Origin of the sequence: Lentzea sokolovensis (genome assembly GCF_033949975.1) — a bacterium.
GTDB lineage: Bacteria > Actinomycetota > Actinomycetes > Mycobacteriales > Pseudonocardiaceae > Lentzea > Lentzea sokolovensis.
Genome location: NZ_JAXAVU010000014.1, coordinates 475,273 through 502,014, shown reverse-complemented (window position 1 = coordinate 502,014; position 26,742 = coordinate 475,273). Strand labels below are relative to the sequence as shown.

19 protein-coding genes and 1 pseudogene are annotated in these 26,742 nt (G+C 70.9%); 3 read left to right on the top strand and 17 right to left on the bottom strand.

What is annotated here, in order from left to right:
* Positions 1-320: 320 nt before the first annotated feature.
* The 11 genes and pseudogenes from menC to SK854_RS36315 form a co-directional block, all read right to left on the bottom strand.
* Positions 321-1,427, bottom strand: coding sequence for an o-succinylbenzoate synthase (menC, locus tag SK854_RS36365; RefSeq protein ID WP_319979678.1), 1,107 nt, complete (start codon positions 1,425-1,427; stop codon positions 321-323).
* Positions 1,424-2,233 carry a GNAT family N-acetyltransferase gene (locus SK854_RS36360; protein WP_319979677.1) on the bottom strand — a complete coding sequence of 270 codons (810 nt, stop codon included), beginning with the start codon at positions 2,231-2,233 and terminating at the stop codon, positions 1,424-1,426. The genes menC and SK854_RS36360 overlap by 4 nt, the downstream gene beginning before the upstream one ends.
* A complete protein-coding gene (locus SK854_RS36355) occupies positions 2,230-3,294 on the bottom strand; it encodes a M20 family metallopeptidase (RefSeq protein ID WP_319979676.1) in 1,065 nt (354 codons plus the stop codon). The genes SK854_RS36360 and SK854_RS36355 overlap by 4 nt, the downstream gene beginning before the upstream one ends.
* Positions 3,294-6,515 (bottom strand): serine hydrolase, encoded by a 3,222-nt coding sequence (locus tag SK854_RS36350; RefSeq protein WP_319979675.1) that lies wholly within the window; start codon positions 6,513-6,515, stop codon positions 3,294-3,296. Before SK854_RS36350 ends, SK854_RS36355 begins: the two co-directional genes overlap by 1 nt.
* Entirely contained in the window at positions 6,512-7,543 is a 1,032-nt protein-coding gene (locus SK854_RS36345; RefSeq protein ID WP_319979674.1) for a dipeptidase, read from the bottom strand. Before SK854_RS36345 ends, SK854_RS36350 begins: the two co-directional genes overlap by 4 nt.
* Positions 7,544-7,551: 8 nt before the next feature.
* Positions 7,552-8,247 (bottom strand): annotated as a pseudogene (locus SK854_RS36340) (ABC transporter ATP-binding protein); the annotation flags it as partial.
* Positions 8,244-10,073: a dipeptide/oligopeptide/nickel ABC transporter permease/ATP-binding protein gene (locus tag SK854_RS36335; RefSeq protein WP_319979673.1), complete on the bottom strand. Its 1,830-nt coding sequence runs from the start codon at positions 10,071-10,073 to the stop codon at positions 8,244-8,246. The pseudogene SK854_RS36340 and the gene SK854_RS36335, both read right to left, overlap by 4 nt.
* A gap of 85 nt (positions 10,074-10,158) precedes the next feature.
* Positions 10,159-11,112, bottom strand: coding sequence for an ABC transporter permease (locus SK854_RS36330; protein ID WP_319979672.1), 954 nt, complete (start codon positions 11,110-11,112; stop codon positions 10,159-10,161).
* A complete protein-coding gene (locus SK854_RS36325; RefSeq protein WP_319979671.1) occupies positions 11,109-12,677 on the bottom strand; it encodes an ABC transporter substrate-binding protein in 1,569 nt (522 codons plus the stop codon). The genes SK854_RS36330 and SK854_RS36325 overlap by 4 nt, the downstream gene beginning before the upstream one ends.
* On the bottom strand, positions 12,674-13,537 hold the full coding sequence (locus tag SK854_RS36320; RefSeq protein WP_319979670.1) for a serine hydrolase: 864 nt from the start codon (positions 13,535-13,537) through the stop codon (positions 12,674-12,676). The genes SK854_RS36325 and SK854_RS36320 overlap by 4 nt, the downstream gene beginning before the upstream one ends.
* Positions 13,534-14,910 carry a serine hydrolase domain-containing protein gene (locus tag SK854_RS36315; RefSeq protein ID WP_319979669.1) on the bottom strand — a complete coding sequence of 459 codons (1,377 nt, stop codon included), beginning with the start codon at positions 14,908-14,910 and terminating at the stop codon, positions 13,534-13,536. The genes SK854_RS36320 and SK854_RS36315 overlap by 4 nt, the downstream gene beginning before the upstream one ends.
* Positions 14,911-15,146: 236 nt before the next feature.
* On the opposite strand from SK854_RS36315, the gene SK854_RS36310 reads away from it, so the two are divergent.
* Both SK854_RS36310 and SK854_RS36305 read left to right on the top strand, forming a co-directional pair.
* Entirely contained in the window at positions 15,147-15,878 is a 732-nt protein-coding gene (locus tag SK854_RS36310) for an ABC transporter ATP-binding protein (protein ID WP_319979668.1), read from the top strand.
* Complete coding sequence (locus SK854_RS36305; protein ID WP_319979667.1) at positions 15,875-18,370, top strand: ABC transporter permease; 2,496 nt, start codon at positions 15,875-15,877, stop codon at positions 18,368-18,370. Before SK854_RS36310 ends, SK854_RS36305 begins: the two co-directional genes overlap by 4 nt.
* Positions 18,371-18,416: 46 nt before the next feature.
* On the opposite strand, the gene SK854_RS36300 is transcribed toward SK854_RS36305, so the two are convergent.
* Positions 18,417-19,733 (bottom strand): cytochrome P450, encoded by a 1,317-nt coding sequence (locus SK854_RS36300; RefSeq protein WP_319979666.1) that lies wholly within the window; start codon positions 19,731-19,733, stop codon positions 18,417-18,419.
* Positions 19,734-19,865: 132 nt separating this feature from the next.
* Positions 19,866-21,053: a GNAT family N-acetyltransferase gene (locus SK854_RS36295; protein WP_319979665.1), complete on the bottom strand. Its 1,188-nt coding sequence runs from the start codon at positions 21,051-21,053 to the stop codon at positions 19,866-19,868.
* Between the two features lie 61 nt (positions 21,054-21,114).
* Between SK854_RS36295 and SK854_RS36290 the strand changes: the two genes are divergently transcribed.
* Positions 21,115-21,846, top strand: a complete 732-nt coding sequence (locus SK854_RS36290; RefSeq protein ID WP_319979664.1) for a class I SAM-dependent methyltransferase — start codon at positions 21,115-21,117, stop codon at positions 21,844-21,846.
* Here the strand turns inward: SK854_RS36290 and SK854_RS36285 are convergent, their stop codons facing one another.
* The 4 genes from SK854_RS36285 to SK854_RS36270 all read right to left on the bottom strand — a co-directional run bounded on the left by SK854_RS36285 (position 21,847) and on the right by SK854_RS36270 (position 26,731).
* Entirely contained in the window at positions 21,847-22,596 is a 750-nt protein-coding gene (locus SK854_RS36285) for a DUF899 family protein (RefSeq protein ID WP_319979663.1), read from the bottom strand. It lies immediately after the preceding gene.
* 74 nt (positions 22,597-22,670) lie between these two features.
* A complete protein-coding gene (locus SK854_RS36280) occupies positions 22,671-23,513 on the bottom strand; it encodes a hypothetical protein (protein WP_319979662.1) in 843 nt (280 codons plus the stop codon).
* Positions 23,514-23,556: 43 nt separating this feature from the next.
* On the bottom strand, positions 23,557-25,128 hold the full coding sequence (locus SK854_RS36275) for an ABC-F family ATP-binding cassette domain-containing protein (protein ID WP_319979661.1): 1,572 nt from the start codon (positions 25,126-25,128) through the stop codon (positions 23,557-23,559).
* Positions 25,121-26,731, bottom strand: a complete 1,611-nt coding sequence (locus SK854_RS36270) for an ABC-F family ATP-binding cassette domain-containing protein (protein ID WP_319979660.1) — start codon at positions 26,729-26,731, stop codon at positions 25,121-25,123. The genes SK854_RS36275 and SK854_RS36270 overlap by 8 nt, the downstream gene beginning before the upstream one ends.
* Between the last annotated feature and the right edge of the window lie 11 nt (positions 26,732-26,742).

Below are 26,742 nucleotides of genomic sequence, written 5' to 3'. Positions count from 1 at the left end.
CACCGCCGGATCTCAGCCGGGATGCGGCGGTGGCTGCCACCTGCGGAGTGAAGGTTTCGGCGGACTCGTCACCGGGTGCGGCGAGCCGGATCCGGTCCATCCGCGCACGGGCCGTACAAGGCGAACAGGAGGCCGTCGACTCGCTGCCAGCTTGCTTCCGGAGCTGCGCGACCCCAATGGGCCGGAGTGGCTGGGCTGGGAGCACGTTCCGGGAGCAACAGGGAGCAGAACCGCGCGTTGAACGTGCCAGTACGTCCCTCAGCGAACTCGAACGGAGTCGCACTGACCTGCGGAAGAGGTATTTCCGCAGGTCAGTGCAGCTATGACGCTAGAGGAATCCACTCCGTCTTCACCGTCACCGCGTCCAGCACGTCGGGCAACGGCGTCACACCCAGCCCCGGCCCGGTCGGAACGGGCAGGTGGCCGTCCTGCAGCACGAACGGCTCGGTGACGTCCAGCTGGTAGTAGCGGCCGGACGCCGAAGTGTCGCCCGGCAGCGTGCAGCCGGGCAACGCCGCCAGCGCCACGTTCGCGGCCCTGCCGATGCCTGTCTCGAGCATCCCGCCGACCCACACCGCGACGTTGTTCGCCGCGCAGACGTCGTGGATGCGCCGCGCCTCCAGGTAGCCGCCGACCCTGCCGGGCTTGATGTTGACGATCTGGCAGGCGCCTAGCCTGATCGCGTCGGCCGCCGACGACGCCGAGGTGATCGACTCGTCCAGGCAGATCGGCGTCCGCACGACCTTGGCGAGCTCGGCGTGGGCGAGCAGTTCCTCCTCGGCCAGCGGCTGCTCGATCAGCAGCAGGTCGAACGGGTCGAGCTTCGTGAGGTGCCGGGCGTCGCCCAGCGTGTACGCGGTGTTCGCGTCGACCTGCAGCAACACGTCGTCACCGAACCGCTCGCGCACGGCCCGCACGGGTTCGACGTCCCAGCCGGGTTCGATCTTCAGCTTGATCCGCTCGTAGCCCTCGTCGAGGTAGCCGCCGACGGCGTCGAGCAGCTCGGGGATCGAGTTCATGATCCCGACCGACACCCCGCACGGCACGCGATCGCGGACCGCGCCCAGCTCACGGCCGAACGACACGCCACGAGCGCGCAGCTCGGCGTCCAGGACGGCCATCTCCAGCGCCGCCTTGGCCATCCGATGACCGTGGAACTTCGCCAGCCGGGGTGCGACGGAGATGCCGTCGACCGGTCCGGTCAGCGCGGGGATGAAGAACCGCCGCAGCACGTCCGCGCAGCCCTCCACGTACTCCGGCGAGTACACCGGATCGACCAGGGCACCGCACTCGCCCCAGCCCTCGCCCTCGTCCGTGACGGCACGCAGCAGCAGCAACTGCCGCACGGTCTGCGTGCCGAACGAGGTGCGGAACGGCGACTTCAGCGGCATCTCGACCCAGCGGATCTCCACCCCGGTCAGCTTCACGACTCAGTGCCCCTTTCGACGACGTACCAGCCGGACCTGTCGAACCCGGTTATGCGCGCACCGCTCGCGAGCAGCCCGCCGAGCACCTCCCGCACGGCGTGGCGCCACTCGTCGGCCACGGCGGGGTTCGTGGCCCGCAGCGACTCGACGTCCGGCGGCACGGCGACCAGGATCGTGCTGCCGGAACACACTCCCGGCACCGGCCGCCCGTCCTCGGAGATCCCGAGCCCGACCACGCCCGTCGCGCTGACGGTCCGCGGTCTGCCCTCGCACGCGGCCACGGCGGCGGGGGAGGAGATGCGCCAGCTGATCAGCAGCCGGTCGGTCTCGCCGCCGCCGTTGATGTCGTCGTGCATGTGGCCGTAGAAGTCGGGCAGGTACTCGGTCGCGTCGGCGCCGAGCTTGCCCAGGTTGAAGTACGCGTTGCGGCGCACCAGCGGGTCGAACGTCCAGCTGACCTCGGTGAGCCCGCGTTCGAGCGCCCACGTCCGTTGGTCGAGCTTGAGCGCGTAGCCGACGTTGCGCCCGCGCATGCCCGCCGCCACCCCGGCGATGTGGCTGTGCAGCGCACCGGCGGCGGGCGGCGAGCAGAACCCGATGCAGGCGCCCACCAGGACGTCGCCGTCGAACGCGCCCGCGACGTAGCTGCCCGCCTTCGTCATCGCCCGCAGCAGCTCGGCGGTGACCGGGGGAGTGCCGCCGTTGACGGTCGGACGCCAGATCGACTCGTACAACCGTTGCGTGGCAAGGAGTTCTTCGTAGTCCGTGAGCTGACGGACCACCACGTTCTGCTTCACCAGGGTCATGTCAGCTCCTTCACCAGCGCCGCGAGCAGCTGGGTGCGCGGAACGAGCTCCGACACCAGCACGTGCTCGCTCTCGGCGTGCGCGCCACCGCCGACGGCACCGAGCCCGTCGAGCGTCGGAATTCCCACGCCCGCGGTGAAGTTGCCGTCCGACGCGCCACCGACCGCCGCCTGGGTGATCCCTGGCAGGAGCCCGGAGGCCACCTCGAACAACGCGGACGACGCGGACAGCTCCAGCGGCGGGCGGTTCGGCCCGCCGGCCACCTCGACCTTCGCGCCGTCCAGCACCGGCTGTAGCGCCTTCATGTCCTCGTCGACCCGTTGCTGCTCGGCGAGGTTCCGCACCCGGACGTCCACCATGAACTTCCCTTGCGCGGGAACGGTGTTCGTCGTCGTGCCGGAGGAGAGCACGGTAGGCACGACGGTGGTCCCGGCATCGGGGTCCGCCAGTAGCGAGACGGCCAGGATCTGGTGCGCGGCCTCGATCGTGGCGTTCACCCCGCGTTCGGGTTCGAGCCCGGCGTGCGAGGCGCGTCCGTGCAGCGTCACCTCGTACATCGAGGTGCCCTTGCGTTCGGTCTTCAAAGCACCGCCGTCCGCAGAGCCCTCGCAGACCAGGACAGCGGTGTGCTCGACGGCCTCGGTCTCGATCAGCCCGCGCGACGTCGGCGAGCCGATCTCCTCGTCGCCGGTGATGAGAACCGTGACGCCGTCGGGAGAACCGAGCGCCGCGACGGCGTGGAAGATCATCGCGACGCCGGTCTTCATGTCGAAGCAGCCGGGCCCGCGCAGCACACCGTCCTGCACGCTGAACGGGATCCGCTCCAGCGTTCCGATCGGCCACACCGTGTCGTGGTGGCCGAGCAGCAACACCTTGCGCGGCCCCGATCCCAGCCGCCACCGCAGGTGCGTGCGGCCGTCGAGCACGATCCGTTCCGGCTGCGAGCCGAGCAGCGCGGCACCCACCGCGGCGGTGACCTCGGCACTGCGGGCGACCGCCGCCAGGTCGGTGGACGGCGACTCGCAGGACACGAGCCGTTCGATGTCGTCGATCAGGTTCATCAGGAGACCTTCGGCGTGGCGCGGACACCCATGTGCACGTACTGCTCCCCGGTGGGCAGCGCGTAGAAGACCAGCGAGGACCAGCTCTTGGAGTCTGGCCACAGGTAGAGGAAACGCCCGTCGCCTGCCGGGACGAGATCGACCGCGGGCGGCTTGGGGAACATGCCGGCCATCGGACCGGTGGGCGTCACGTCGAGCTGCAGCCCGTGCTCGCCCTCGACGATGTCGAGCCTCATCGAGGCCCGTTCGTACCTGCCGAGGTACAGCGCGTTGTCCACAGTGGGCGGTTCGGCGTCCGGTTGCCGTGGCATCGGCATGTCGACACCCGCCAGTTCGGCGAAGATCTCCTTGTACAGCTCCAGATACACCTCACGGGCCGTGTCGCCGTTCGTCAGCAACGTGACCGCGAGGTCGTGTCCCGGCAGGATGCGCAAGAACGCGGACTGGCCGATGGTGTTGCCGTCGTGGCCGATCAGCCGTTGCCCGTCCCAGCCGAACCGGATCCAGCCGACGCCCCACGAGTCGCCGAGCGCCTCCGGGTCGGGCACGTCGGTCTGCTTCTCGGTCATCACGGCCGCCGACGCTTCCGACAGCACCCGCGTGCCGTCCTCGGCCAGGCCGCCGTTGAGGTGCATGCGCGCGAACTTCAGCACGTCCTCCGCGCTCGCGAAGATCGTTCCGGCCGGGCCGAGCGAGCGCGGCAGCATCCACACCGGCACCGTTTCGAGCTTCTCGTCCTTGGTGACGTGGCCGACCGCGGCGCGGTGCAGCAGCGCTTCCTCCGGCAGCGTGCCCGCGCGCGTAAGGCCGAGCGGCTCGTAGAGTCGCTCGCGCATCGCCACGTCCCACGTCTTGCCGGTGAGCTTCTCGATCACCCGGCCGGCCAGGACGAAACCGGCGTTGCTGTAGGAGAAGGTCGCGCCGAGCGGGTGGTTCTGGGCGGCGTCGGCGAGCAGTTCGGTGTAGAGCTCCAGACAGTTGTCGCCGCGGCCGGTGTCGGTGAAGTTGTCGCCGTCGATGCCGCTGGTGTGCGTGAGGAGGTGCCGCATGGTCACCTTCTGCTCGACCACCGGGTCGGACAGCTTCAACTCGGGCAGCACGTCGACGATCGGCGCGTCGAGGTCGAGCAGTCCCTCGTCGACGAGCTGCATGACGACCGTCGTCGTCCAGACCTTGCCCATCGAACCGATCTGGAAGATCGTGTCGTCGGTGACCTCGACGCCGGTCGTCAGGTTCAGCACGCCGTGGTGCGCCTGAACGGTCTCGCCCTTGTACAGGATTCCGAGTGCCGCGCCCGGCAGGTTGTGCTTCTTCGCGAGTGCGGAAAGCCTGCGCTGCCAGTGCTTCTGGTCGAGCGGCTTGCGGTTCTCCGCGTGCTCGCGCACCCAGTCGACGACGCGGCGGTTGAAGTCCGCGCGGTGCGACGGCTTGCCGTTCAGGATGAACAGGTGCGACTCGTCCGGGTAGAGCACCAGCTCGACCGGCACGCCGTTCTGGCGCAGCGCGGTGAACCACTGCTCGGCCTGGCCCACGGGGCACCTGTCGTCGGCGGCGCCGTGGTAGATCAGGGTGGGCGTGCGGACGTCGCCGACGTGCGTCAGCGGGGAGAGCTCCGCGAGGTGCCCGCCCTGGCCGCCCAGTTCGAGCTCGGTCACGTAGTGGCCCGCGTCGGACGTGCCGCCCATGCTGGTCAGGTCGCTGACCACGCCGCCGGCCACCGCCGCGGCGAACCTGGTGTCGCGGCTGGTCAGGTAGCAGGTCATGTAGCCGCCGTAGCTGTAGCCGGTGACGGCGAGCTTCGCCGGATCAGCGAGGCCCTCCGCGACGAGTTCGTCGATCGGCTCCAGGAAGTCCTTGGCGTCGGACTTGCCCCACGCGCCGAGCGCGGCCCGGTAGAAGGCTTCGCCGTAGCCGTCGCTGCCGCGCGGGTTGAGCAGCAGCACCGCCCAGCCCTGCTGTGCCAGCACCTGGTGGTAGAGGTGGACCGGGTCGGCCGCGCCGTTCCACGCGTTGTGCGGGCCGCCGTGGATGTCGAGCAGCAGCGGCGCCGGGCCCGTGGTCTCCGGGTCGCGGACCAGCCAGCCGTGCACGACGGTGCCGTCCGAGATCGTGAACTCGCGCTCCTCGCGGACGAACGGCGTGATCTCGTTGTGTCCGGTGTGGACGGTGGTCTCACCGGTGGTCAGGTCGATGGTGGCGATCTCGCCGTAAGAGGTCGGCGTGCCCAGGACGACGGCGGCGACGTCGCCCGCGACCGAAAGCCCTGCCACGACCTGGGAATCCCCGCCCAGGACCAGGCGCGGCGCGTCACCGCCTTCCAGATCGACGGCGTAGAGCTGGGTGCAGCCGCGGTCGCGGGCGCAGAACAGCACCGTGTTCCCGTGCTGCACCGGAAGGCCGCCGGGATAGCCCGCCATGCCGGGCATGAGGTTGCGGTCCAGCGGCGCGGAGAGGGTGCGCACCTCGCCGTCCAGCGACAGGTGCAGGAGGTCGAGGTGGCCGGTGTCCGTGGTGGTGCGTCCGATGACGAGCAGCCCGGCCTCGGTCCACGTGACCGTTCCGGCCTGCCCGTCGGCCTGCCCGACGAGCCGCGGTTCGGCGTGGCCGTCGACCTCGACGACGTGCACCGCCGAGCGGAACGTCAGGTCGGAGTCCTCGTCGAGCGAGGCCGTGAAGGCGAGCTTCGTGCCGTCCGGGGACCACGAGGGCGCGCCGGCGTGCCAGTCGCCGCTGGTCAGCCGGCGGACCTCGCGGGTCTCCAGGTCGAGGACGTGCAGGTGGGCGCGGACGCTGCGCAGGTAGCCGGACCCGTCGGCCTTGTGGAAGAGGCGGCTCGTCACGATCGGCGCGGAGGCGTCCGCGATGTCGACGGGCGCGGAGAACGCCAGCTTCGTGCCGTCCTCGCTCCACACCGGTGCGCCGGCGCCGAGGGGGAGGGTCGTCAGCTGCTCGGGTTCGCCGTCCAGCAGCCAGATCTGCTGCGGGCCGTCCTGGGCGCGCAGGAACGCGATCCTGCCGTCCGGTGACCACGCCGGTGACGTGTCGGACCTGCCCCTGGTGAGCTGCTTCGCCTTGCCGTCGGACACCTTCCAGAGCGCGCGTTCGTCGCGGTCGTTCTCGCGGTCGGTGGTGCGCAGGACGTAGACGATCTCGGTTCCGTCGGGCGAGATCGCGGGCTGCTCCGGCAGTGCGTGGCCGTACAGGTCCTCGATGGTGGTCACGATGCGGATCCCCTCAGTTCGGAACGGAACAGGTCGAGCACGTTCTGGCCCAGGACGCGGACGATGTCGTCCTCGGGCCATCCCCTCTTCTGCAGTGCCTCGGTCACCAGCGGCAGCCCTGCCGGTCCCTCCAGGCCCGGCAGGAAGCGGTCGGTCGGGACGCCCTCGATGAACTGGGCCTCGCAGCACGGCGGCGTGACGTCCTCCAGGACCTCCTTGACGAAGTCCGGGCCGAGGCCGACGTGCCGGACGCCCATGACGCCCGCGATGTGCTCGACGTGGTCGACCAGGCGGTCGATCGTGAAGTCGGACTCGTGCAGGAACGGCGCGAAGAAGTTGACGCACACCACGCCGCCGTTGGCCGCTATGCCGCGCAGTTGCTCATCGGTGAGGTTGCGGTGGTGGTCGCGCAACGCCCGTGCCGACGAGTGCGTCGCCATCACCGGACGGGTCGAGAGCTCCAGCACGTGGTCGACGCCCGCCGCGCTGAGGTGGCTGACGTCGAAGATCATGCCGAGACGTTCCATCTCGGCGTGCGCGGCGACGCCCGCCCTGGTCAGCCTGCTGCCGGTGGCGTCCTCGCCGCTGCCGTCGGCCAGCGCGGTGCGGCCGAAGTGCGCGAGGGACGCGATCCGCACGCCCAGCCGGTACAGCGTCTCCAGCAGTTCGACGTCCTCGCCCACGCCCGGCGCGCTCTCCAGCGCGAGCACGAGCGCGATGCGGTCGGCGGCGAGGGCCTCGTCGATCTCGGTGCCGGTGACGCAGAGCCTGGTCTCCGGGCTCGCCTCGGCGACGCGGTGCGCGACCTCGATCATCCGCAACGTCTGCCGCAGCGCGCCCTCTGGCCGGAACACGTCGTCGATGAACACCGGCAGGACCTGCAGGTTCACCCCGCCCGCCTGCAGTTGCGGCAGCCACCGTTCGCGGAAGTGCGGCACCCACCGCTCGACCGGGCGGTGGACGAGCGCGTCCAGGAGGTCGTTGTGGGTGTCCGCGACGACGCTGCGCCCGTGCAGATCGTCGATCATGAAGCCTCCAGTCTCGTGTCACGCCTGGGCGCGGCCGCGAGCAGCTCGCGCGTGTACTCGTGCCGGGGGTCGGCGAGCACCTGCGCGGCCGGCCCCTCCTCCACGATCTTGCCCGCTTGCATCACCGCGACGCGGTCGCTCACGTACCGCACGACGGCGAGGTTGTGCGAGATGAACAGCATGGTCAGGCCGAACTGCCGTTGCAGGTCGCGGACCAGGTTCAGGACGGCGCCCTGCACGGACACGTCCAGCGCGGAGGTGATCTCGTCGGCGATGATCACCTTCGGCCTGCCCGCCAGTGCCCTGGCGAGCGCGACGCGTTGCCGTTGCCCGCCGGAGAGCCTCGCCGGCAGCGCGGTGGCCCGGCCGGGATCGAGGTTCACCAGTTCGAGCAGCCTCGCGACCTCGGCCTTGCGGTCGGTGCCGCGCGGCATGGCCTCGGCGATCGTGTTGCCGATGCTCATCCTCGGGTCGAGCGACGAGTACGGGTCCTGGAAGACCATCTGGACCTTGCCGTCCGCGTGCACCCGTCCCTCGGTGGGCCTGATGAGGCGGACCGCGGTGGCGGCGAGGGTGGACTTGCCGGAGCCCGACTCGCCGACCAGGCCCACGACCTGGCCCGACGGCACGGTCAGACTGACGTCGTCGACCGCCGTGTGGTGGCCGAAGCGGACGGTGACGTTGCTGAAGACGAGGTCGGTCATCGCGCACCTGCCAGTTCGCTCTCGGACTTCCAGCACGCGACCCGGTGATCAGGGCCGAAGACTTCGAGCTCGGGTTCGTCGGTCCGGCACTGGTCGTCGGCGAGCGGGCAGCGCGGTGCGAACGGGCACCCCTGGCCGATCTCGCCGGGCTCCGGTGGCCGGCCGGGGATGACCGCGAGCGGCGCGTCCCGGTCCGTGTCGAGGTCGGGCACCGCCTTGAGCAGCGCCGTCGTGTACGGGTGCCGCGCGGCCGTGAACAGTTCGTCCGTCGGCAGTTCCTCGACGATCCGGCCCGCGTACATCACGAGCACGCGGTCGCAGGTCTGCGCCACCACCGTGATGTCGTGGCTGATCAGCAACACCGCGGCACCGCGCTCCTGCCTGATCCTGGCGAGCAGCTTGAGGACCTCGCGCTGCACCGTGACGTCGAGCGCGGTGGTGGGTTCGTCGGCGATCACCAGCTGGGGTTCGCCCATCAGCCCCATCGCGATCATCGCCCGCTGCCGCATCCCGCCGGAGAACTCGTGCGGGTACTGCTTCGCCCGGCGTTCCGGCTCCGGGATCCGCACCGCTTCGAGGCGGCCGATCGCCTTGCGCAGCGCGGCTTTGCGGCTGAGTCCCTGGTGCACCTCGGACACCTCGGCGACCTGCCCGCCGATGCGCCGCGTGGGGTTGAACGACGTCATCGGGTCCTGGAACACCATCGCCAGCCGCGTGCCCAGCTCGCGGTCCGGGGTCTGGCCGAGGGGCTTTCCGTTGAACCGCAACGTGTCTGCGGTGACCGTGCCGGGATGTTCGACGAGCCGGGACACGGCCAGCGCCGTGAGACTCTTGCCGGAGCCGGACTCGCCGACCACGCCGATCATCTCTCCGTTGTGGACGGTGAACGACACGCCCCGCACCGGCGTGATCCCGCCGGGGAAGGTGACGTGCAGGTTCCGGACGGTCAGCAGCCCGCTCTCGTCGGTGCCGCCGGTGGGCTCCGGCGCGCGGACCGCGGTACCGCGCGGTTGCCGTTCCCGGTGGCCTGCCGCGGCGGCCTCGCCGAACAGGTTGAACGCCAGACCCGCGAGCACCACGGCGATCGCGGGCCCCAACGCGGGCGCGGGGGAGACGTAGATGCGGCTGAGGCCTTCGCCGAGCAGCCGTCCCCAGTCGTAGGAGGGCGCCTGCACGCCGATGCCGAGGAACGACAGCCCGGCGAACGCGGTCAGCGCCGACCCCGCCACGAGGGTGGCGTTGATGACGAGCGGCTCGGCGATGTTGGGAAGGACGTGCCGGGTCAGCAGCCGGAACCGGCCCACCCCGCACACCCGCGCCGCCTTGATAAAGTCGCGCCCGCTCACCGACGCCGTCAGCGTCTGTGTGAGCCGCGCGAACGACGGCGTGATCGCGAACGCGATGGCGAGCACCGCACCGATCGTCCCGGTGCCGAAGATGACGGCGAAGAACAGCGCCAGCAACAGCGCGGGGAACGCCACTGCGATGTTGACCGCCGACGTGACGATCCTGCCCGCCCACCGCGGCAGCACCGAGGGCGCCGACCCGAGGACCAGGCCGGTGACCACGCCGATCAGCGTCGCGAGCAGCGCCAGCCCGATGGTCAGCCTGGTGGCCACCAGCACCCGGTAGAAGATGTCGCGGCCGAGCTGGTCGGTGCCGAGGAGGTGCTCGGCGGACGGGCCCTGCTGGATGGAGTCGGTGTCGATGGCTCCGGCGCGGTCGCCCCACAGGAGCGGGGCGAAGATCGCCAGGGCGAGGAGGACCGTGAGGAGGACGGCGGAGGCGGCACCTACGGGGGAGCGGAGGACGGCTAGGCGGCGCATGCTGCCTCCCCGATGGTCGGTGACGTGGGGGTTGAACGGGAAGCGGCGTGCGCCTTGGTGGTGGTCGTGAGGGTGCGCAGGCGCATCACGCCTCCCTGATCGTCGAACGCGGATCGAGCAGCGCCAGCGCCACGTCGACGACCAGGTTCACCAGCAGCACCCCGGCCCCGTACACCAGCACGATTCCCTGCACGGCCGGGTAGTCCTTCTGCTGTATCGAGCCGACGATGGTCGAGCCCAGGCCCGGCCACGCGAACACGTTCTCCACCAGCACGGTGCCCGCGACCAGGGCGGCGAGCATCATGCCGCCCAGGGTCAGGGTCGCGGTGACGGCGTTGGGCAGCGCGTGCCGCACGTACACCAGGCGTGACGGCAGGCGTTTGGCGCGGGCTGTTCGCACGAAGTCGTTGCCCAGCACGGAGAGCAGCTCCACCCGCACGATCCGGGCGAGCACCGCGGCCGGGCCGATGGCCAGGGCGAGCACCGGCAGCACCCACGAACCGGCGGCGTCGTTGCCCGCCACGGGGAAGAGGCCCAGCTGCACGGCGAGCAGGCTCACGAGGCCCACCGCGAGCAGGAACTCCGGGATCGCCGCGAGCACCACGCTGGTCGAGGTGAACGCCAGCTCGCCACCACGGCGGCGGCCGCCCCTGGTCAGGATCGCCATGACGACGCCGACCGGCACCGCCACGACGACCACGACCAGGAACGCGAGCACGGCCAGTTGCACGGTCGCGGGCAGGCGGTCGCCGATCAGCGACGCGACCGGTGTGCCGCTGATCAGCGAGGTGCCGAACTCGCCCCGGAACAGCCCCTCCAGGTAGTGCCAGTACTGCACGGGCAACGGGTCGTCGAGGCCCAGCGCGGCACGGCGGGCCGCGACGAGATCCGGTGGCGCGGACAGGCCCAGGGACTCGCGGACCGGGTCGCCGGGGATCAGGTGGATCATCAGGAAGGCCGCGGTCACCAGCACCCACAGCGAGGTCAGGAAGCGCAGGGCCCGCCGGCGTGCGAAAGGTGCCCAGCCGGCAGCGGTCATGAGGCCAGCATCCGGATCGAGGCCGGGTCGACGCTGTCGCTGATCGTGAACTTCGCGCCCTTGACGAACGTGGGCACGACGGCGTCGAAGTACGGCACCAGGCTGGCGTCGCGGACCAGTGCGGCCTCGGCCTTGTTCCAGTGCTCGCACCCGGCCGCGCCGGCGAGGCTCGCCGCCTTCGTCGACTCCGCGGCGAACTCCGCGTTGTCGATGTGCGCGAAGTTCACGCCCTGCGGCGGTACCGGACCGGCCGCGAACGACACCAGCTGGCTCGGCAGCGACAACGTCAGCGGCACCATCGCCGCGTCCCACGCGCCGGTGCCGAACATGGCCTGGTTGATGCCGGCGGCGTCGCTCGGCTGGATCTCCACCCGCACGCCGATGCCCTGCCACGCCTGCTGGACCAGTTCGGCGGTCGCGGTCAGCGTCGGGCCGAGAACGGTCGGCTGGAGCAGCTTGAGCGACAACGGCTTGCCGTCCTTCGACCGCGTGCCGTCCGGCCCCGCCCGCCAGCCCGCGGTGTCGAGCGCGCTCGCGGCGGCCGCCTTGTCGAAGGCGGGCAGGTTCGGCGTCACGTTGTCGCCGGTGCAGGGACGGGGCTCGACGGTCACGAGGGACTTCGACGGCCTGCCCTTGCCGGTGGTCAGCACCTTGCCGACCTGCGCGAGGTCGAGTGCCTGCAGAAGCGCCCGGCGCACGGCGGGATCCTGGCCGGGATGGCCGTCGGCCTGGTTGAACGACAGCGTGCCCAGCGGGGTGGCGGTGTCGACGTGGTCGAGTTTCTGGGCGAGCAGGCGTTCCTGGTCGGGGCCCGCCACAGCCGCGGCGGTGAGCTGGCCGGACAGCAGCAGGTTCACGGCGGTCGTCTCGTTCGCGATCACCCGGACGACGACCTTGTCCGGCAGGCCCTGCTGGTCCTTCTGCCAGTCCCCGGGTCCCCACGCGAAGTCCTTGCGCCGCACCAGGGTGTAGTGGTCGTTCGGCACGATCTCGGAGACCGTGAACATGCCGGTGCCCTGTTCGCCCTTGGCGAGCAACGAGCGGTCGGCCATGCCCTTGGCGCACACGATCGGCAGTGTGCCGACGTTGGTCAGCAGGAACGCGTCCGGTGCGCCGCTGGTGACGGTGACGGTGCGGGCCGCGTCGTCCGCCGTGGCCGTGGTGCCGGGAACGACCTGGAGCCCGGCGAGCGCGGAGTTGTTCTTCGGGTCGCCGACGAACGTGATGTTCGCGGCGACGTCGGCGGCCGTCAGCGGTGCTCCGTCGGCGCACGTGATGCCTTGGCGCAGCGTGAAAGTCGCCGTCGTGGTGGTGGCGTCCCACTTCTCGGCGAGACCGGCGACGATCTCACCGTTCGAGGTGCGTTCGATCAGCCTGCCGTAGAGGAACCGGCCGACCTGCCGCGCCACCGACAGGACCGTCAGGGCGGGATCGAGCGAACCCGGATCCGCGGCGACCGACATGGTGAAGGTCTTGCCCTCGGCCAGGTTCTGGCTTCCGGACGTGGCCGTCGTCCCGCACGCGGCGAGGACGAGCACTCCGAGCAGGGCTACCGCGCGCTTCATGACGTCCTCCGGAGCTGGTCGACGGCGAGGCGTCCGGCGCGGCCGATCACCGCGTCGGCGGCGGGGTCGCGCAGGTCGAGAGACTGGGAACGGGTGAACACCGCGACGGCGTAGCTGTGGCCGTCCGGGTAGGTGACGACGCCCGCCTCGTTGCGGACGCTGGGCAGCGTGCCGGTCTTGGCGGCGACCAGGACGTCGGCGGGGAAGCCCGACGAGAGCCGGTGCGGCCAGATCTGCTGCGCCATGATCGTCCGGACCCGCCGGCACGCCTCGGGTTCCGCCACGCGGTCGGTCCAGATGGCGTCGAGCAACGTCGTGATCTCCCTCGGCGTCGAGGAAGTGGTGCGGTCGGGATCCACGATGGACAGCTTCGAGACGAGCTCCCAGGACGGACCCGCGAGCACCTCCTCGACGTCGTTCGTGCCCAGGTCCGCGGCCACCGAGGCGAAGAGGTCCTCGCAGCAGCCCAGAATCCGGGTGCGCTCCAGCCCCGCCTTGGCCAGCACGGCGTCGACCGCGGCCTGGCCGACGCGGTGGAAGACGACGTCCGTCGCGGCGTTGTCGCTCATCGTCATCATGAACAACGCCAGGTCGCGCCAGCTCATCTCGACGTCGTCGGCACACCCCGCGGTGCCGATCCCGCCGATGCGGTAGCGGGACGTGACGCGCGTCCGTTCGGTCTCGTCGAGCCGTCCCGCCGCCACCTCGGCGGCGTAGGCGACGGCGACCGGGATCTTGAACACCGACGCCAGCACGACCTGGTCGTCCGCGCGGTGAGAGAACTCCCGGCCGTCCACCCCGATCTCGCGGGCGTGGACGAACCCCTCCACGCCGGCTTCCGCGAACACCTCGGCGATCACGGCGCCACCCGTCGGTCCGCGCGGCCGGTGTGCAGGAACAACGCGCGCCCGTTGCCGTCGTCGCCGACGAACGCGTGCGGCATGTGGATGCCGTGCACCGGTTCCGCCGCAACGAGTGTGTCGTCCCGCCACGGCACCAGCTCGGTCTTGCCCGCGGACTCCGGGCTGAGTTCGGCCATGATCCCCTTCGGGATGACCTCCATCCAGATCCGGCCGTCCGCGTCCTGGGTGATCACGCGCTCGCTGACCGCCGACACGTACACGCCGGTGAACCGGTCGCCGTCGACGCGCGCGGGCTCCGCGGCGGGCTCGGGCATCGCCGGCAGTTCGACGCCGGTGAGCTCGCGCAGCACGTGCCGGAAGATCGCCTGGTAAAGGTCGATGGTCTTGCCGCCGTTGGTCAGCAACGCGACGGCGACGCCGTGCTCGGGGACCAGGCGCAGGAAGGCGTTCTGCCCGATCGTGCCGCCGTCGTGGCCGATGACCGTCGCTTGTGGATAGTGGAACAGCTCCCAGCCCAGACCCCAGGCGTCGCCCATCAACGCGAGGTCGGGCACCTGCACCTGAACCTTCTGCATGGCCTCGACACCGGCGGGCGACAACACGGAGGCACCGGCGTTCATGTGCATCCGCGCGAACTTCAGCAGGTCACTGGCGCTCATGGCGAGCATGGAACCGGCCGGGGCGTTCGACCGCACCAGCGCCCAGACCGGTGCCACCTGCGGCCCGGACTCCTCGTCGGGCGTGAGGTGCCCGACGGCGGCGCGGTGCATGATCGCCTCGTAGGCGTCCGCGGCGGCGTGGGTCAGGCCGAGCGGGGCGAACAGGTGCTCGCGCAGGCAGTCGTCGTACGGCTTGCCGCGCATGACCTCCACGATCCGGCCGAGCACGCAGTAGCCGGCGTTGTTGTAGCTGAACATCTCGCCGGGTGCGAAGAGCTGGGGCGTGTCGTGCAACGTGGCGACGTACTTCTCCACGCAGTCGTCACCGCGGCCGGTGTCGGTGAAGAGGTCGCCCTCGAATCCCGAGGTGTGGTTCAGCAGCTGCCGCACCGTGATCCGCGCGGCGGCGTCCTCGTCGGCGACGCGGAACTCGGGCAGGTAGTCCCGCACCGGCGCGTCGAGGTCCAGCAGGTCCTCGTCGACGAGCTGCATCGCGAGCGTCGCCGTCCAGACCTTGGTGATCGACCCGATCTGGAACAGCGAGTCGGTCGTCGTCTCGACGCCGGTGTTCTTGTTGAGCACGCCCGCCGCGGCCTCGGCCACGTCGTCGCCGACGGTGACGGCCACCGCGGCCCCCGGCACGTCGTGCTCGGCGGCCAGTCGCGGCAGGTTCTCCTGCAGCCACTCGTTGATCTCGTTGAGCTTGGACATCCGCGCCCCATCCCACGTCGACGTGACTCCGGTCACCGGCAACGCTAGGTTTCGCGGCCTCACGGTCACCTCGTCGTGGCCGACGAATCTGACCTCCCCGGTTCGTTCGCGCGGACGAACCCGCCTGGAGGTAGAGCCTGCTCCACCTGAGGCCGGGCAGCCTGCGTGATCGTTCCGCGCGGCCGGCGAAATTACGTTCATGGCCAGAAGAACGTTGCGAGCCAAGGAGAAACGTGATGAGGGCAGACGCGCTGTCGCTGCAGGCGGTGCGGAAGGTGTACGGCTCCGGGGCTGGCGCCGTCACCGCGCTGGACGAGGTGACCGTCGGCATCCGGCGGGGCACGTTCACCGCCGTGATGGGACCGTCCGGCTCGGGCAAGAGCACCTTCCTGCACTGCGCGTCGGGCATGGACCGGCCGACGTCCGGCCGCGTGCTGCTCGGCGACACCGACCTCGGCGGCCTGAAGGAGGCGGCGCTGACGAAGGTGCGGCGCGACCGGATCGGGTTCGTCTTCCAGGCCTACAACCTGCTGCCGTCGCTGACCGTCGAGCAGAACATCACCCTGCCGCTGCGCCTGGCCGGGCGTGCGGCGGACCGGGCATGGCTGAACGAGGTCGTCGGCAGGGTCGGCCTGGACGGGCGGCTGGACCGGCTTCCGTCCGAGCTGTCCGGAGGTCAGCAGCAACGCGTCGCGATCGCCCGCGCACTGGTGGCGAGGCCCGAGGTCGTGCTGGCCGACGAACCGACCGGGGCGCTGGACTCCCGGACCGCGCACCAGGTCCTGACCCTGCTGCGGTCCATTGTGGACGAGATGGGGCAGACGGTGCTGATGGTCACGCACGACCCGGTGGCCGCCTCGGCCGCGCACAGCGTGCTGTTCCTGGCGGACGGACGGCTGGCCGGCGAACTCGTCGGGCCGACGCCCGAGAAGGTCGCCGAGCGCATGACGCACCTCGGGGAGTGGTGAGCGTGCTGAGTCTCGCGTGGCAGACCGTCAAGGCCCGCACCAGCGGGTTCATCGGGGCGTTCGTCGCGATCCTGTGCGGCACCGCGCTGGTCGCGGCCTGCGGGATCCTGATGGAGTCCGGCTTCCGCGGCGGCGTGCCGACCCAGCGGTACGCGGCCGCCGACGTGGTCGTGACCGGCGACCGGATCGTCCGGCCGGACGGCGGTGACGTGCTGGCGTTCGAGCACGCCGCCGAGCAGCCGTCCATCCCGGCCGCGCTGGTGGCCAAGATCGCGGCGGTACCGGGTGCGAGGGCCGTCCCCGAGCAGACCTTCCCCGCCGTCGTGGTGGGCCAGGACGGGCAGCCGCTCGCGAGCAAGCCCTCCTTCGGCCACAACTGGGACTCCGCCGTGCTGGCGCCCTTCACGCTGAAGGAAGGCACCGCGCCGCAGGCGAACGAGGTGGTCCTGGACTCGGGCCTGGCCGCCGAGGCGGGGGCCGGCGTGGGCGCGCAGGTGCGGATCATGACCCGCTCGGTCCCCGAGACCTACCGGGTGGCGGGCATCGCCGACGCCGCCGGCCGGGCGCGCCAGGCGTCGTTGTTCTTCAGCGAGACCAAGGCGGCCGAGCTCGCCGGACGTCCTGACAGCGTGAGTGCCATCGGCGTGCTGGGCGCCGATGCGGGGCGAATCGAGAGCGTTCTCGCGAACGACCACGTCACGGTGTCCTCGGGCGCCGACCGCAGCGCGGCCGAGTTCGAGGACGTCAGCCAGACCAAGTCGCTCCTCGCGATCCTCGCCGGGTCGTTCGGTGGGTACGCGGTCCTGGTCGCGATCTTCGTCGTGGCCAGCACCCTCGCGCTGACCGTCGAGCAACGCCGCCGCGAGTTCGCCCTGCTGAGGGCCGTGGGCGCGACGCCGCGGCAGATCCGAAAGCTGATCGGCGTCGAGACGACCGTCGTCTCGGTGATCGCCGGTGTGCTGGGCAGCCTGCTCGGCATCCTGGTCGGCCACGGCCTGCGCGACGCGTTCGCGCGGATCGGGGTGGTGCCGGACGACTTCGCTCTCTCGATCAGCCCGATTCCGCTGGTCGCGGCCCTGCTGATCGGTGTGGCGGCGGCTCGGGTCGCGGCGTGGAGCGCGTCGCGCAGGCCGTCGTCGATCAACCCCGTCGAGGCGCTGGGTGAGGCCGCGGTGCAGAAGCGGGACGTCGGCAAGGTCCGGCTGGCCATCGGCTGGGTGCTGATCGCCATCGGGCTGGGCGCGACGACCGTGCCGTTGTTCCTCGGCGGGCAGCTCGGCGCGGCGATGTCCGTGATGGCGGCGCTCGTGCTGATCATCGGTCTCTCGCTCACCGGGCCCAGGGTGATCGGGGCGGCGGTCCGGGTCATCGCACCGGTGCTGGCCAGGTCGGCCGGGGTGAGCGGGTATCTGGCCTCGGCGAACGTGCTGAAGAACTCGCGGCGGCTCGCGGCCGCGGTGACGCCGTTGATGCTGGCCATCGGGTTCGCAGTGGTCAACTTCTACAGCCAGACGACGCTCACGGCCGCCGTGCAGCAGCAGACCGAACAGTCGATCACCGCCGACCACGTGATCACCGGCATCATCGGCGTGCCCGCGGAGGTCGCCGAGGCGGCCAAGCAGGTCCCGGGCGTCACGGCCACGTCGCTGGTGCGCACCCAGGTGATCACCGCGAGCAGGACGGGCGACAGCGTCGAGGTGCAGAGCCGTCCGGCCAACGGCCTCGACTCCACCGCGAGCGGCATGGTCGACCTCGACGTCGTCTCCGGCAGCCTCGACGACCTCCAGCCGGGCACCGTGGCGCTGAGCGACTCGCACGCCTCCTGGGAGGACAAGAAGGTCGGGGACGACGTGGAGTTCTGGTACGCGGACGGTCAGCGCGCGAAGCTGAAGGTGGTCGCGACCTACCGGCACGACCTCGCGTTCGGCGACTACGTGCTGTCCGCCGCCGACGCCCGCGCTCACACGAACGCCGGCATGGACAGCGCCGTGCTCGTGAAGGCGGCGGACACCATCGCCCTCGACGCCCTGGCCGGCCGCTATCCGGGCCTGCAGGTGACCGAACGTGTGGCGGCGCAGGACCGCAGCCAGGAACGGACCCAGTTCCTGCTCAACCTCGTCGCGGTCGGCGTGATCCTCGGCTACGTCGCGATCTCCGTGTCGAACACGCTGGTGATGTCGACGGCCGCGCGGCGCCGTGAGTTCGCCCTGCTGCGCCTGGTCGGCACCGGACGCCGGCAGATCGTGCGGATGATGCGCACCGAGGCGCTGCTGACGGTCGGACTGGCCGCCGTGCTGGGGTCGCTGGTGGCGGCGGTGCCGTTGGGCGGGCTGTCGATCGGCCTGATCGGCAGCCCGCTACCGGCCGGTCCGATCGGGGTCTACCTGGGCGCGCTGGCCGGGGCCGCGCTGCTCGGCCTCGTCTCGATCGCGGTGTCCACGCGGTTGTCGTTGCGCGCGAAACCCATCGACGCCATCGGCAGTCGCGAGTGAGGAACGAGAAGGGCCACCCGGACGAACCGGGTGGCCCTTCTCGGCGTCAGAGGACCTGCTGGATCGGGCTGGGCTGCGCGCCGAGGTGGATCGGCAGCGAGTGCAGCCCGTAGACGATCGAGAGCTTGCGGAACGACAGCGCGCCCGGCTCGGCCGCGAGGCGCATCTCGGGGAACCGGCGGACGAGCGCCGGGTAGGCGATCCGCAGTTCCATCTTCGCGAGCTCGGCGCCGATGCAGCGGTGCGCGCCGTAGCCGAACGCCAGGTGCTGGCTCGCGGGACGGTCCGCCATGATCACGTCCGGGGTGGCGTACACGCTCGGGTCGCGGTTCGCCTGCGACAGCGAGCAGGCCACGATGTCGCCCGCCTTGATCTTCGTCCCGGCGATCTCGACGTCGTGGCGGGCGATCCGCAGGAAGGCCACGGACACGACGCTGAGGTGCCGCAGCAGCTCGTCGACCAGCCCGTTCACCGCCTTGTCGTCGCCGAGTGCGGCATCGCGCAGGGCGGGGTCGCGCAGCATCGCGAGCGTGCCGAGCGAGATCATGCTCGCCGTCGTCTCGAACCCGCCGGTGAGCAGCCCGTCCGCGAGGCCCGCGAGTTCGTCGTCGCCGAGGTCGTCGCCGTGCTTGCGGACGAGCTCGCCGAGCAGCCCGTCGGTCGGGTTCAGCCGCTGGGCCCGCACGAGCTCCCGGAAGTAGACGATCGACTCGGACACGGCGGACAACGAGGTCGTGGCCGCTCCGCCGAGGTCGAACCGCGAGACGCTGCGCCGCTGGAACTCCTCGCGCTCACTCGCGGGCACGCCCAGCAACTCGCAGATCGTGAGCGCGGGCACCGTCATCGCGAAGTGCTCGACGAGGTCGACGGGCCCGTCCTTCATGGACATCAGGTCGAGCTGGTCCGCGACGATCTGCTCGATCCGCGGCACCAGCCGGGAGAGCCGCCGCATGGTGAACTCCGGCGTCAGCACCTTGCGCAGCCGCGTGTGCTCCGGCGGGTCGCTGAACCCGAGCCCGCCCGGCGCCTCGTCCGAGAAGAGCCCGAGCTCCCGCAGGTGACCGAAGTCGTTGCTGAACGCCTCGGAGTCCACGAGTACCTGCTTGGACGCCTCGTAGCCCGTCACCAGCCACACCGTGACCGGCAGCGGCAGACGCGTGATCGGGCCGTGGGACTGCATCCGCGCCAGCTCCGGCACCGGGTCCAACCCGTTGCGCCGCAGCGGGGCGAGCACGCGCGAGGGAACGAACCAGGACGACTCGAGGTCGAACCCGGTTTTGCTGAGGTGTGCGAGGAACCGCTTCCCCATCCACTCGGTCACGCGCGACCGGACGTCGGTCGCTGACTGCAGAACTTCCCACATGACGCGGCTGCCCTTCGGCGGAAAGGGGGTTACTAGCTGATGATGTCCGTCGGAACGGACAATAACGACGCAGCCGCTCGCGTGCGTCATACCTGGGCCTAACTCGCCGTCATACTTTGGTCCAGACATCGGTCAGAACCAGTGCAGGCAGTGCGGAGGGCGTTCGGAACGGAACAGAGCGTCAGCTTTCGCGGCCGATCCGTGCGCTGTGACGTGCCCTGCCCGGACGAGCGTGCTCGGCGCGGTTCCGCCCAGATAGAGCGAACCCAGGTCGCGAACGTCCAGTTCCAGGTCCGGATCGCGGGTCGTCTCCACGCATTCGGCCATTCCGTTCTCGACGGTCAGCAGGTAGCGGTGGCGTTCCTGGAGGAACGGGTCGTCGACGTCGAGCACGATCTCGCCGTCGGTGAGCCAGCCGCGCGTGGTCAGCGCTCGCGGCACGTCGAGCAGCCGCATCCAGAGCCAGTCCATCTCACCGCTGACCTGGCCCGCGTTGAAGTCCGCGAACATCCAGTGCAGCGGATGGCCGGTGGGGACCTGCTTGAACACCACCTCGGTGACCAGGTCGTGGTCGAGCGCGAACCGGGCCAGCGCGGCGAACACGGCGTCGTCGGTGGTGATGATCTCGTCGATGGTCAGCGTGCCGCTGTCCAGCACGTAGGTGGCGTACCCGTCCGGCTGGTCGCCGTCGCGGTGGACAGCGACGTAGCGCGGTGCCGGTGTCATCGGCGGCATGCCCGCGCCCAGAGCCCACCAGCGGTGCGGCCTTCCCAGCGCGCCGGGCTGGGTGCGGCGGTAGCGGTCGTAGACCTGTTCCATGACGTCGGTGGCTTCGGAGCGCGGAAGGACCTCGATCGCGCCCGTGCGCACCTGCGTCCTGAACGCACCTTGGCTGCGTTGGACCGTCATGCGGCGCGTGTAGGTCGCGGGGCCGTAGCCGAACCTGCCGTAGATCCCGCCCTCGGAGGACAGCAGCACGGACAGGAACTCGCCGCGTTCGCGCAGCTCACCCAGCTGGTACCGCATCATCTCGGTGAGAACGCCCTGGCGGCGGTGCGTGGGCAGCACGCCGACCGCGGTGATCCCGGCCGCCGGCACGACGACGTCGCCAGGCAGCGTGAGTTCGAACGAGTAGGCGGTGGCCGTTCCGACGGCCTTCCCGTCCTCCGTCTCGGCGAGCAGGCTCCTGTCCATCTCGAGCGCCGACCACCAGAGGCCACCGCCGTCCGGGTCCGGGGTCTCGGGGAAGCGCCCGAACGCGGTGTGGACGGTGCCGAGGAAGACGTCGAGGTCCTGGGCTGTAGTGGAACGGATCTGCACGCCACAGTGGACCGGTGAAAAGCCGCTGAGCACAAACGACTTTTCTGGCAGTGTCGGTGTGGTGACGAGCGCTGAGGACTTCGACCGCTGGTACGCCGACCGTGCCGCGTCGCCACTGGCCGACGAGCTTGTGCGGCGGGTGCTCGACCTCCCACCGGGCCTGGAGTCGACGAGCCTGCTGAGCGGGGCCGGCCTCGACGAGGTCGTGACCACCCTCGGTCTGGGGAACGGCCAGGTGCTGCTGGACCTGGCCTGCGGCCGGGGCGGGTACGGGCTGGAGATCGCGCGCCGCACCGGATGCCGGTTGGTCGGCGTGGACTTCTCGGCCGTCGCGATCGAGCAGGCCACGGAACGCAGCGGCGGCGACTTCCGGGTCGGGACGCTGACCGCCACCGGGTTGTGGGCGTCCTCGGTCGACGCGGTGCTGATCGCCGACGCCCTGCAGTTCGCGGAGTCCAAGCCGGACGCGCTGCGGGAGTGCCTGCGGGTGCTCCGGCCCGGCGGACGGCTGGTCGTCACCTGCTGGCAGGCGGTCGATCCCGACGACGAGCGGATCACGCGGCGGACTCGCGAGGTGGACCTGGCCACGCAGCTTCCCGAGGCGGGGTTCGCCGGCGTCGAGATCGCGGACAGGCCGGAGTGGAGGGTGACCGAGAGGCGGATGTGGGAGGAAGCGCTCACCGTCGAGGCGTCCGACCCCGCGATGGTGTCGATGCGGCAGGAGGCGCGGCACGTCCTGTCGAACTTCGACAGGAGGCGCCGCCTCCTCGCCACCGCGGTCAAACCGCGCTGATCAGTGGCAGTGGCCCTGCCGCCCCAGGGTCGTCACCGGCGTCGCGCCCTGCCGGGTCCACTGCGGCACCGGCCGGCTGTCCTCGCCCCAGCTGGAGTTCCCGTCCGCGTTCGTGCGCCAGAACCAGCCCGCCTGCCGTGCCTCGGGCCAGCCCTCCGGGTGCTGCTCCCAGGCCTCGCCGCGGCCGTGGACGGTCATGTCGAGCAGTCCCAGCGACCCGTTGACGCGCTCGGTGCCGCGCCCCGTCGTGGAGTACGTGAGGAACGTGCGGTCGCCGTCGCGCAGATAGCTGGTCAGATAGCCCATCTCACCGCCGACGGGTTCCTCCGCACCGCGCACCGAGTACCACGGCTGGGTGTAGCCCATGAACTCCACGAACGCGGCCACCTCGTCCCACGCGCCCGTGGTCACCATCGCGAACGAGACCCCGCGCGCGTTGAGGTAGGCGGCGTCGGGAAAGTGCCACGGAATGTGGGTGCAGCCCTCGCACTGTCCCTGGTGGGGCGCGCCGTCCCACCACATGTGCTTGTAGACCACGAGCTCGTCGCGGCCTTGGAACAGCTCCACGAACGGCACGGGTCCGTCGGCGCCGACGACCTCGACCTCGCCGTCGAACTCGACCATCGGCAGCTTCCGGCGTTCGGCGGCGATCGCGTCGCCCTCGCGGGTGTGGGCCTTCTCGCGGACAAGGAGCTCGTCGCGGGCCTTCTGCCAGGTGGCGAGGTCGGTGACGGGCGGGCGTCCGGTCATGATCAGTCCTCCGTGGGTTGTGCGGGTGTCCTTGCACAACCACGTCGAAGCTGTCTCCGCCATCTCGACATGGCTCAGGGCAGCCATCTGCGGACGGCCCAAAGACACGGCTCGACGGTCCTCGGCCGTCGTGGCAGCGGATCGTCGCTGAGATGAGGCGCCCACTGACCACCGGTTCTGGGCCGGACCGGCTGCTCGTCGGTGCGGGCCAGCCAGACCCACAGCTCGGCGGAGATCGGAACGACCGATCCTTGCGCGGGCCACGCGTCGCCGGTCTGCGGATGCCGAGGGACGAGCAGGATGTCGGCCTCCTCGGTGGTACCCGGCCCGGCCAGCCCCAGGGACAGGGCCGGTCCTGACAGCCGTTGTGCGTCGAACTCGCGCCGGAACGTGTCCGCGAGCGGTCCGTCCGGAACGGTCACGGGCGCACCTCCGGCGGCTGTCAGCACGCGGATGATCGCCACCGCCGCCGAGATCTCCGCGCGTGCCTGCCACCACTCGTCCGCGTCGGTCAGCGGCGTGGTGTCCCAGTCGAACGACTCCCACTCGCGTACTGGATCCGGAACGCCGATGGGGCGCACGGCGTCAGGTTCGAACCGCACCACCTGCCACAGCGAGCAGTCGTCGACCCGCGTCGCGACGGGCCGCCCGCACGCGCAGGCGAGGTTGGGGCCCTCGTGGCCGTCGATCCCGCAGCAGTAGCCGACGAGCCGGTCCTCGATCCACGACACACCGCGCACGTCACCGGGTGCGATGACGATCCGGTCCCGTCCGGCGTAGGTGCCGGCGGGCACCAGACTCGGCATGTACCGGATGCCGTTGCCCCACTGATGAACCACCTCGTGGTCAGGCCCGTCGACCTGCGTCAGCGGAACGGTCAGCGCGGCACCGCACGCCACGCACTCGAACACCACCATCGGAAACCCCCGGAACCATCATCCGGGGGTCGTCCACTGAGTTTCACAACCGGATTTCGGCTCCCTGCCAACGGTTGCGCAGCCAGCGGTCGTGGCTCGCGAGCACGATCGCGCCCGGACCGGGCCCCAGCGCGTCCTCCAGCTCGTCGCACAACGTCGGCGACAGGTGGTTGGTCGGCTCGTCCAGCAGCAACAGGTGCGGTGGATCGGCGACGAGCAGCGCGAGCGCGAGGCGGCGTTGCTGGCCCACCGACAACGTGCCGACGGGCTTGCCGAGATCCCACTTGTGCAGCAGCCCCAACGACTCCAGCGGCACCTGCTCGACCCGTTCGGCGCCGAGCGTGCGGCCGTAGGTGCCTCGTGCGGTGAGGCGCGGGTTGGCGAACGTCGTGTCCTGGTCGAGCAGCCCGACCCGGACGCCGGGATGCCGCCGCACCCCGTCGACGTCGAGTTTCCCCGCCAGCACGAGCAGCAGCGTCGACTTGCCCGCGCCGTTCGGGCCGGTCACGAGCAGCCGGTCGCCGTCGCGCACGTCGAGGAAGTCGAGCGTGAGCCGCCCTGGAACCCGGATCTCCCGCAGTGACACCAGGTCCTCCGCCTGCGACGCCACCGCGTCCGGTTCGAACCGCAGCGGGCGTGGGGGAGCGGGGACGGCGTCGCGTTCGAGGTCTTCCAGGCGCCGGGTGGCGTTGCGGACGCGGCGGGAGATCTGGCTCTGCACGCGGTTCGCCCGCACGCCGTAGCCCATCTTGTCGCTGTCGCGCATGGCCCGGTTCGGCGCGATGCGGCCGGCGATCAGGCCGAGCGAGTCGCGCACCGTGGCCATTTCCTCCTGTTCCTCGGCGTAACGGCGTTCCCAGCGGTCGCGGTCGGCGCGTTTCTGACGCAGGTACTCGGTGTAGGTGCCGCCGAACCGGACGGGGCCGTCGACCGCCGGGTCGAGGTCGACCAGGTCCGTGCACACCGCGTCGAGGAACGCTCTGTCGTGGCTCGCCAGCACCACGATGCCCGGCAGCGACCGCAGTTGTTCCTCCAGGAACGCGGCCGCGTCGTCGTCGAGGTGGTTCGTCGGCTCGTCCAGCAGCAACGCGGTCGGCCGCCGGATCACCAGCGCGGCCAGGTCGAGGCGCCGCCGTTGCCCACCGGACAACGATCCGAGCGTTCGCTCACGGCCCACGTCACCGAGCCCGAGTCCGGTGAGGACGATGTCGGCCCGCCGGTCCGCGTCCCAGGCTTCGTGCCGCTGCGCCAGTTCCAGCCGTTCCGCGTACTCCGCCTCGACGTCCGAGGTGGCGAGCAGCGCGCCCAGCCGTTCCAGTTCGGCCAGGTCCTCCCGGGACTCGGCCAGCGCGTCGTCCAGGACCTCGGCGACCGTGGCGGAGTCCGGGAACGGCATCTCCTGGTGCAGGAAACCCAGGTCCGGCGGCCGTTGCACGACACCGCCGTCGGGCTGGTCGACGCCCGCGAGCAGCCGCAGCAACGTCGACTTGCCCGCGCCGTTCTCGCCGATCAGCCCGATGCGCCGGCCGGGCGCCGCGGTCAGCGACACCCCGTCGAGCACGCGCCGGCCACCGAACCCGCGCACCAGTTCGGTCGCGACCAGTGCGTCAGCCATGAGCGGCCTCCACCAGCTTGCCGCCGTCCAGGCGAAGCCAGCGGTCGATCTTCACCTCGCTCAGGAACCGCTCGTCGTGGCTGACGACGACGAACGCGCCCCGGTACGCGTTCAGCGCGCTCTCCAGCTGCCCGGCGCTGACCAGGTCGAGGTTGTTCGTCGGTTCGTCGAGCAACAGCAACTGCGGCGCGGGCTCGGCGAACAGGACGCACGCCAAAGTCGCCCGCAGCCGTTCGCCGCCCGACAGCACCCCGACCGGGAGATGGGCGCGGGGTCCGCGGAACAGGAAGCGCGCCAACAGGTTCATCCGTTCCGCCGGCGGCATGGCCGGGGCGAACGCGGCGAGGTTCTCCGCCACCGTGCGGGAGTCGTCGAGCAGGTCGAGCCGCTGCGACAGGTAGGCGACCCGGCCGTCGGCCCGTTTCACCTCGCCGCTGTCCGGTGCGAGCGAACCGTGGACCACGCGCAGCAGCGTCGACTTGCCCGCGCCGTTCGGTGCGGCCAGTGCGATCCGCTCCGGTCCCCGGATCGCGAAGTCCAGGCCGGAGAACAGGTTCCGCACCCGGACGTCCGAGCCGAGGAAGAGCGTGCGCCCGGCGGGAACCGCGGTCTGCGGCAGCTCCAGGCTGATCTTCTGCTCCTCTTTCAACGCCCGCTCGGCCTGGTCGAGCTTCGAGCGAGCGGCACCGAGACGCGCCGCGTGCGTGCCGTCCGCCTTGGCCGCCGACACCTCCGCGTTGCGCTTCATGTTGCCCGCGAAGATCTTCGGCAGTCCCGCGTTGCCGAGGTTGCGCTGCGCGTTGGACGCACGGCGCGCGGCCCGTTCGCGGGCCTGCTGCATCTCCCGCTTCTCGCGCTTGACCTCCTGCTCGGCGCTGCGGATGTTCTTCTCGGCCACCTCGCGCTCCGCGGTGACCGCCTCCTCGTAGGCGCTGAAGTTGCCGCCGTAGAACCGGACCTCGCCGCCGTCGAGCTCCGCGATCCGGTCCATCCGGTCGAGCAACGCCCGGTCGTGGCTCACCACGAGCAGACACCCGCGCCAGTCGTCCAGCACGTCGTAGAGCCGGTGCCGCGCGTCCAGGTCGAGGTTGTTGGTGGGTTCGTCGAGCAGCAGCACGTCCGGCTGCTTCAGCAACTGCGCCGCGAGCCCGAGCGAGATGACCTGCCCGCCGCTCAGCGTGCCGAGCACCCGGTCGAGCGCCAGGTCGCCGAGCCCGAGCCGGTCGAGCTGCGCGCGCGTGCGTTCCTCCAGGTCCCAGTCGGTGCCGATGGTGGTGAAGTGCTCCTCGGCGACGTCGCCGGACTCGACGGCCGCGATGGCGCGCAGCACGTCCGCTACGCCGAGCACCTCGGCCACGGTCAGCCCGGCGGTGAGCGGCAGGTCCTGCGGGAGGTAGCCGAGGACGCCCTCGACGGACACGGTTCCCTCAGATTGCGCCAATGTGCCTGCCAAGAGCTTGAGCAGTGTCGACTTCCCGGCACCGTTGGGGGCGACGAGACCGGTGCGCCCGCCGGGCACCGAGAAGGACAGACCGTCGAACACGGGGGTGTCGTCCGGCCAGGAGAAGGACAGGGACGACACGACGATGAATGCGTCGGACATGGGTGTGAGAC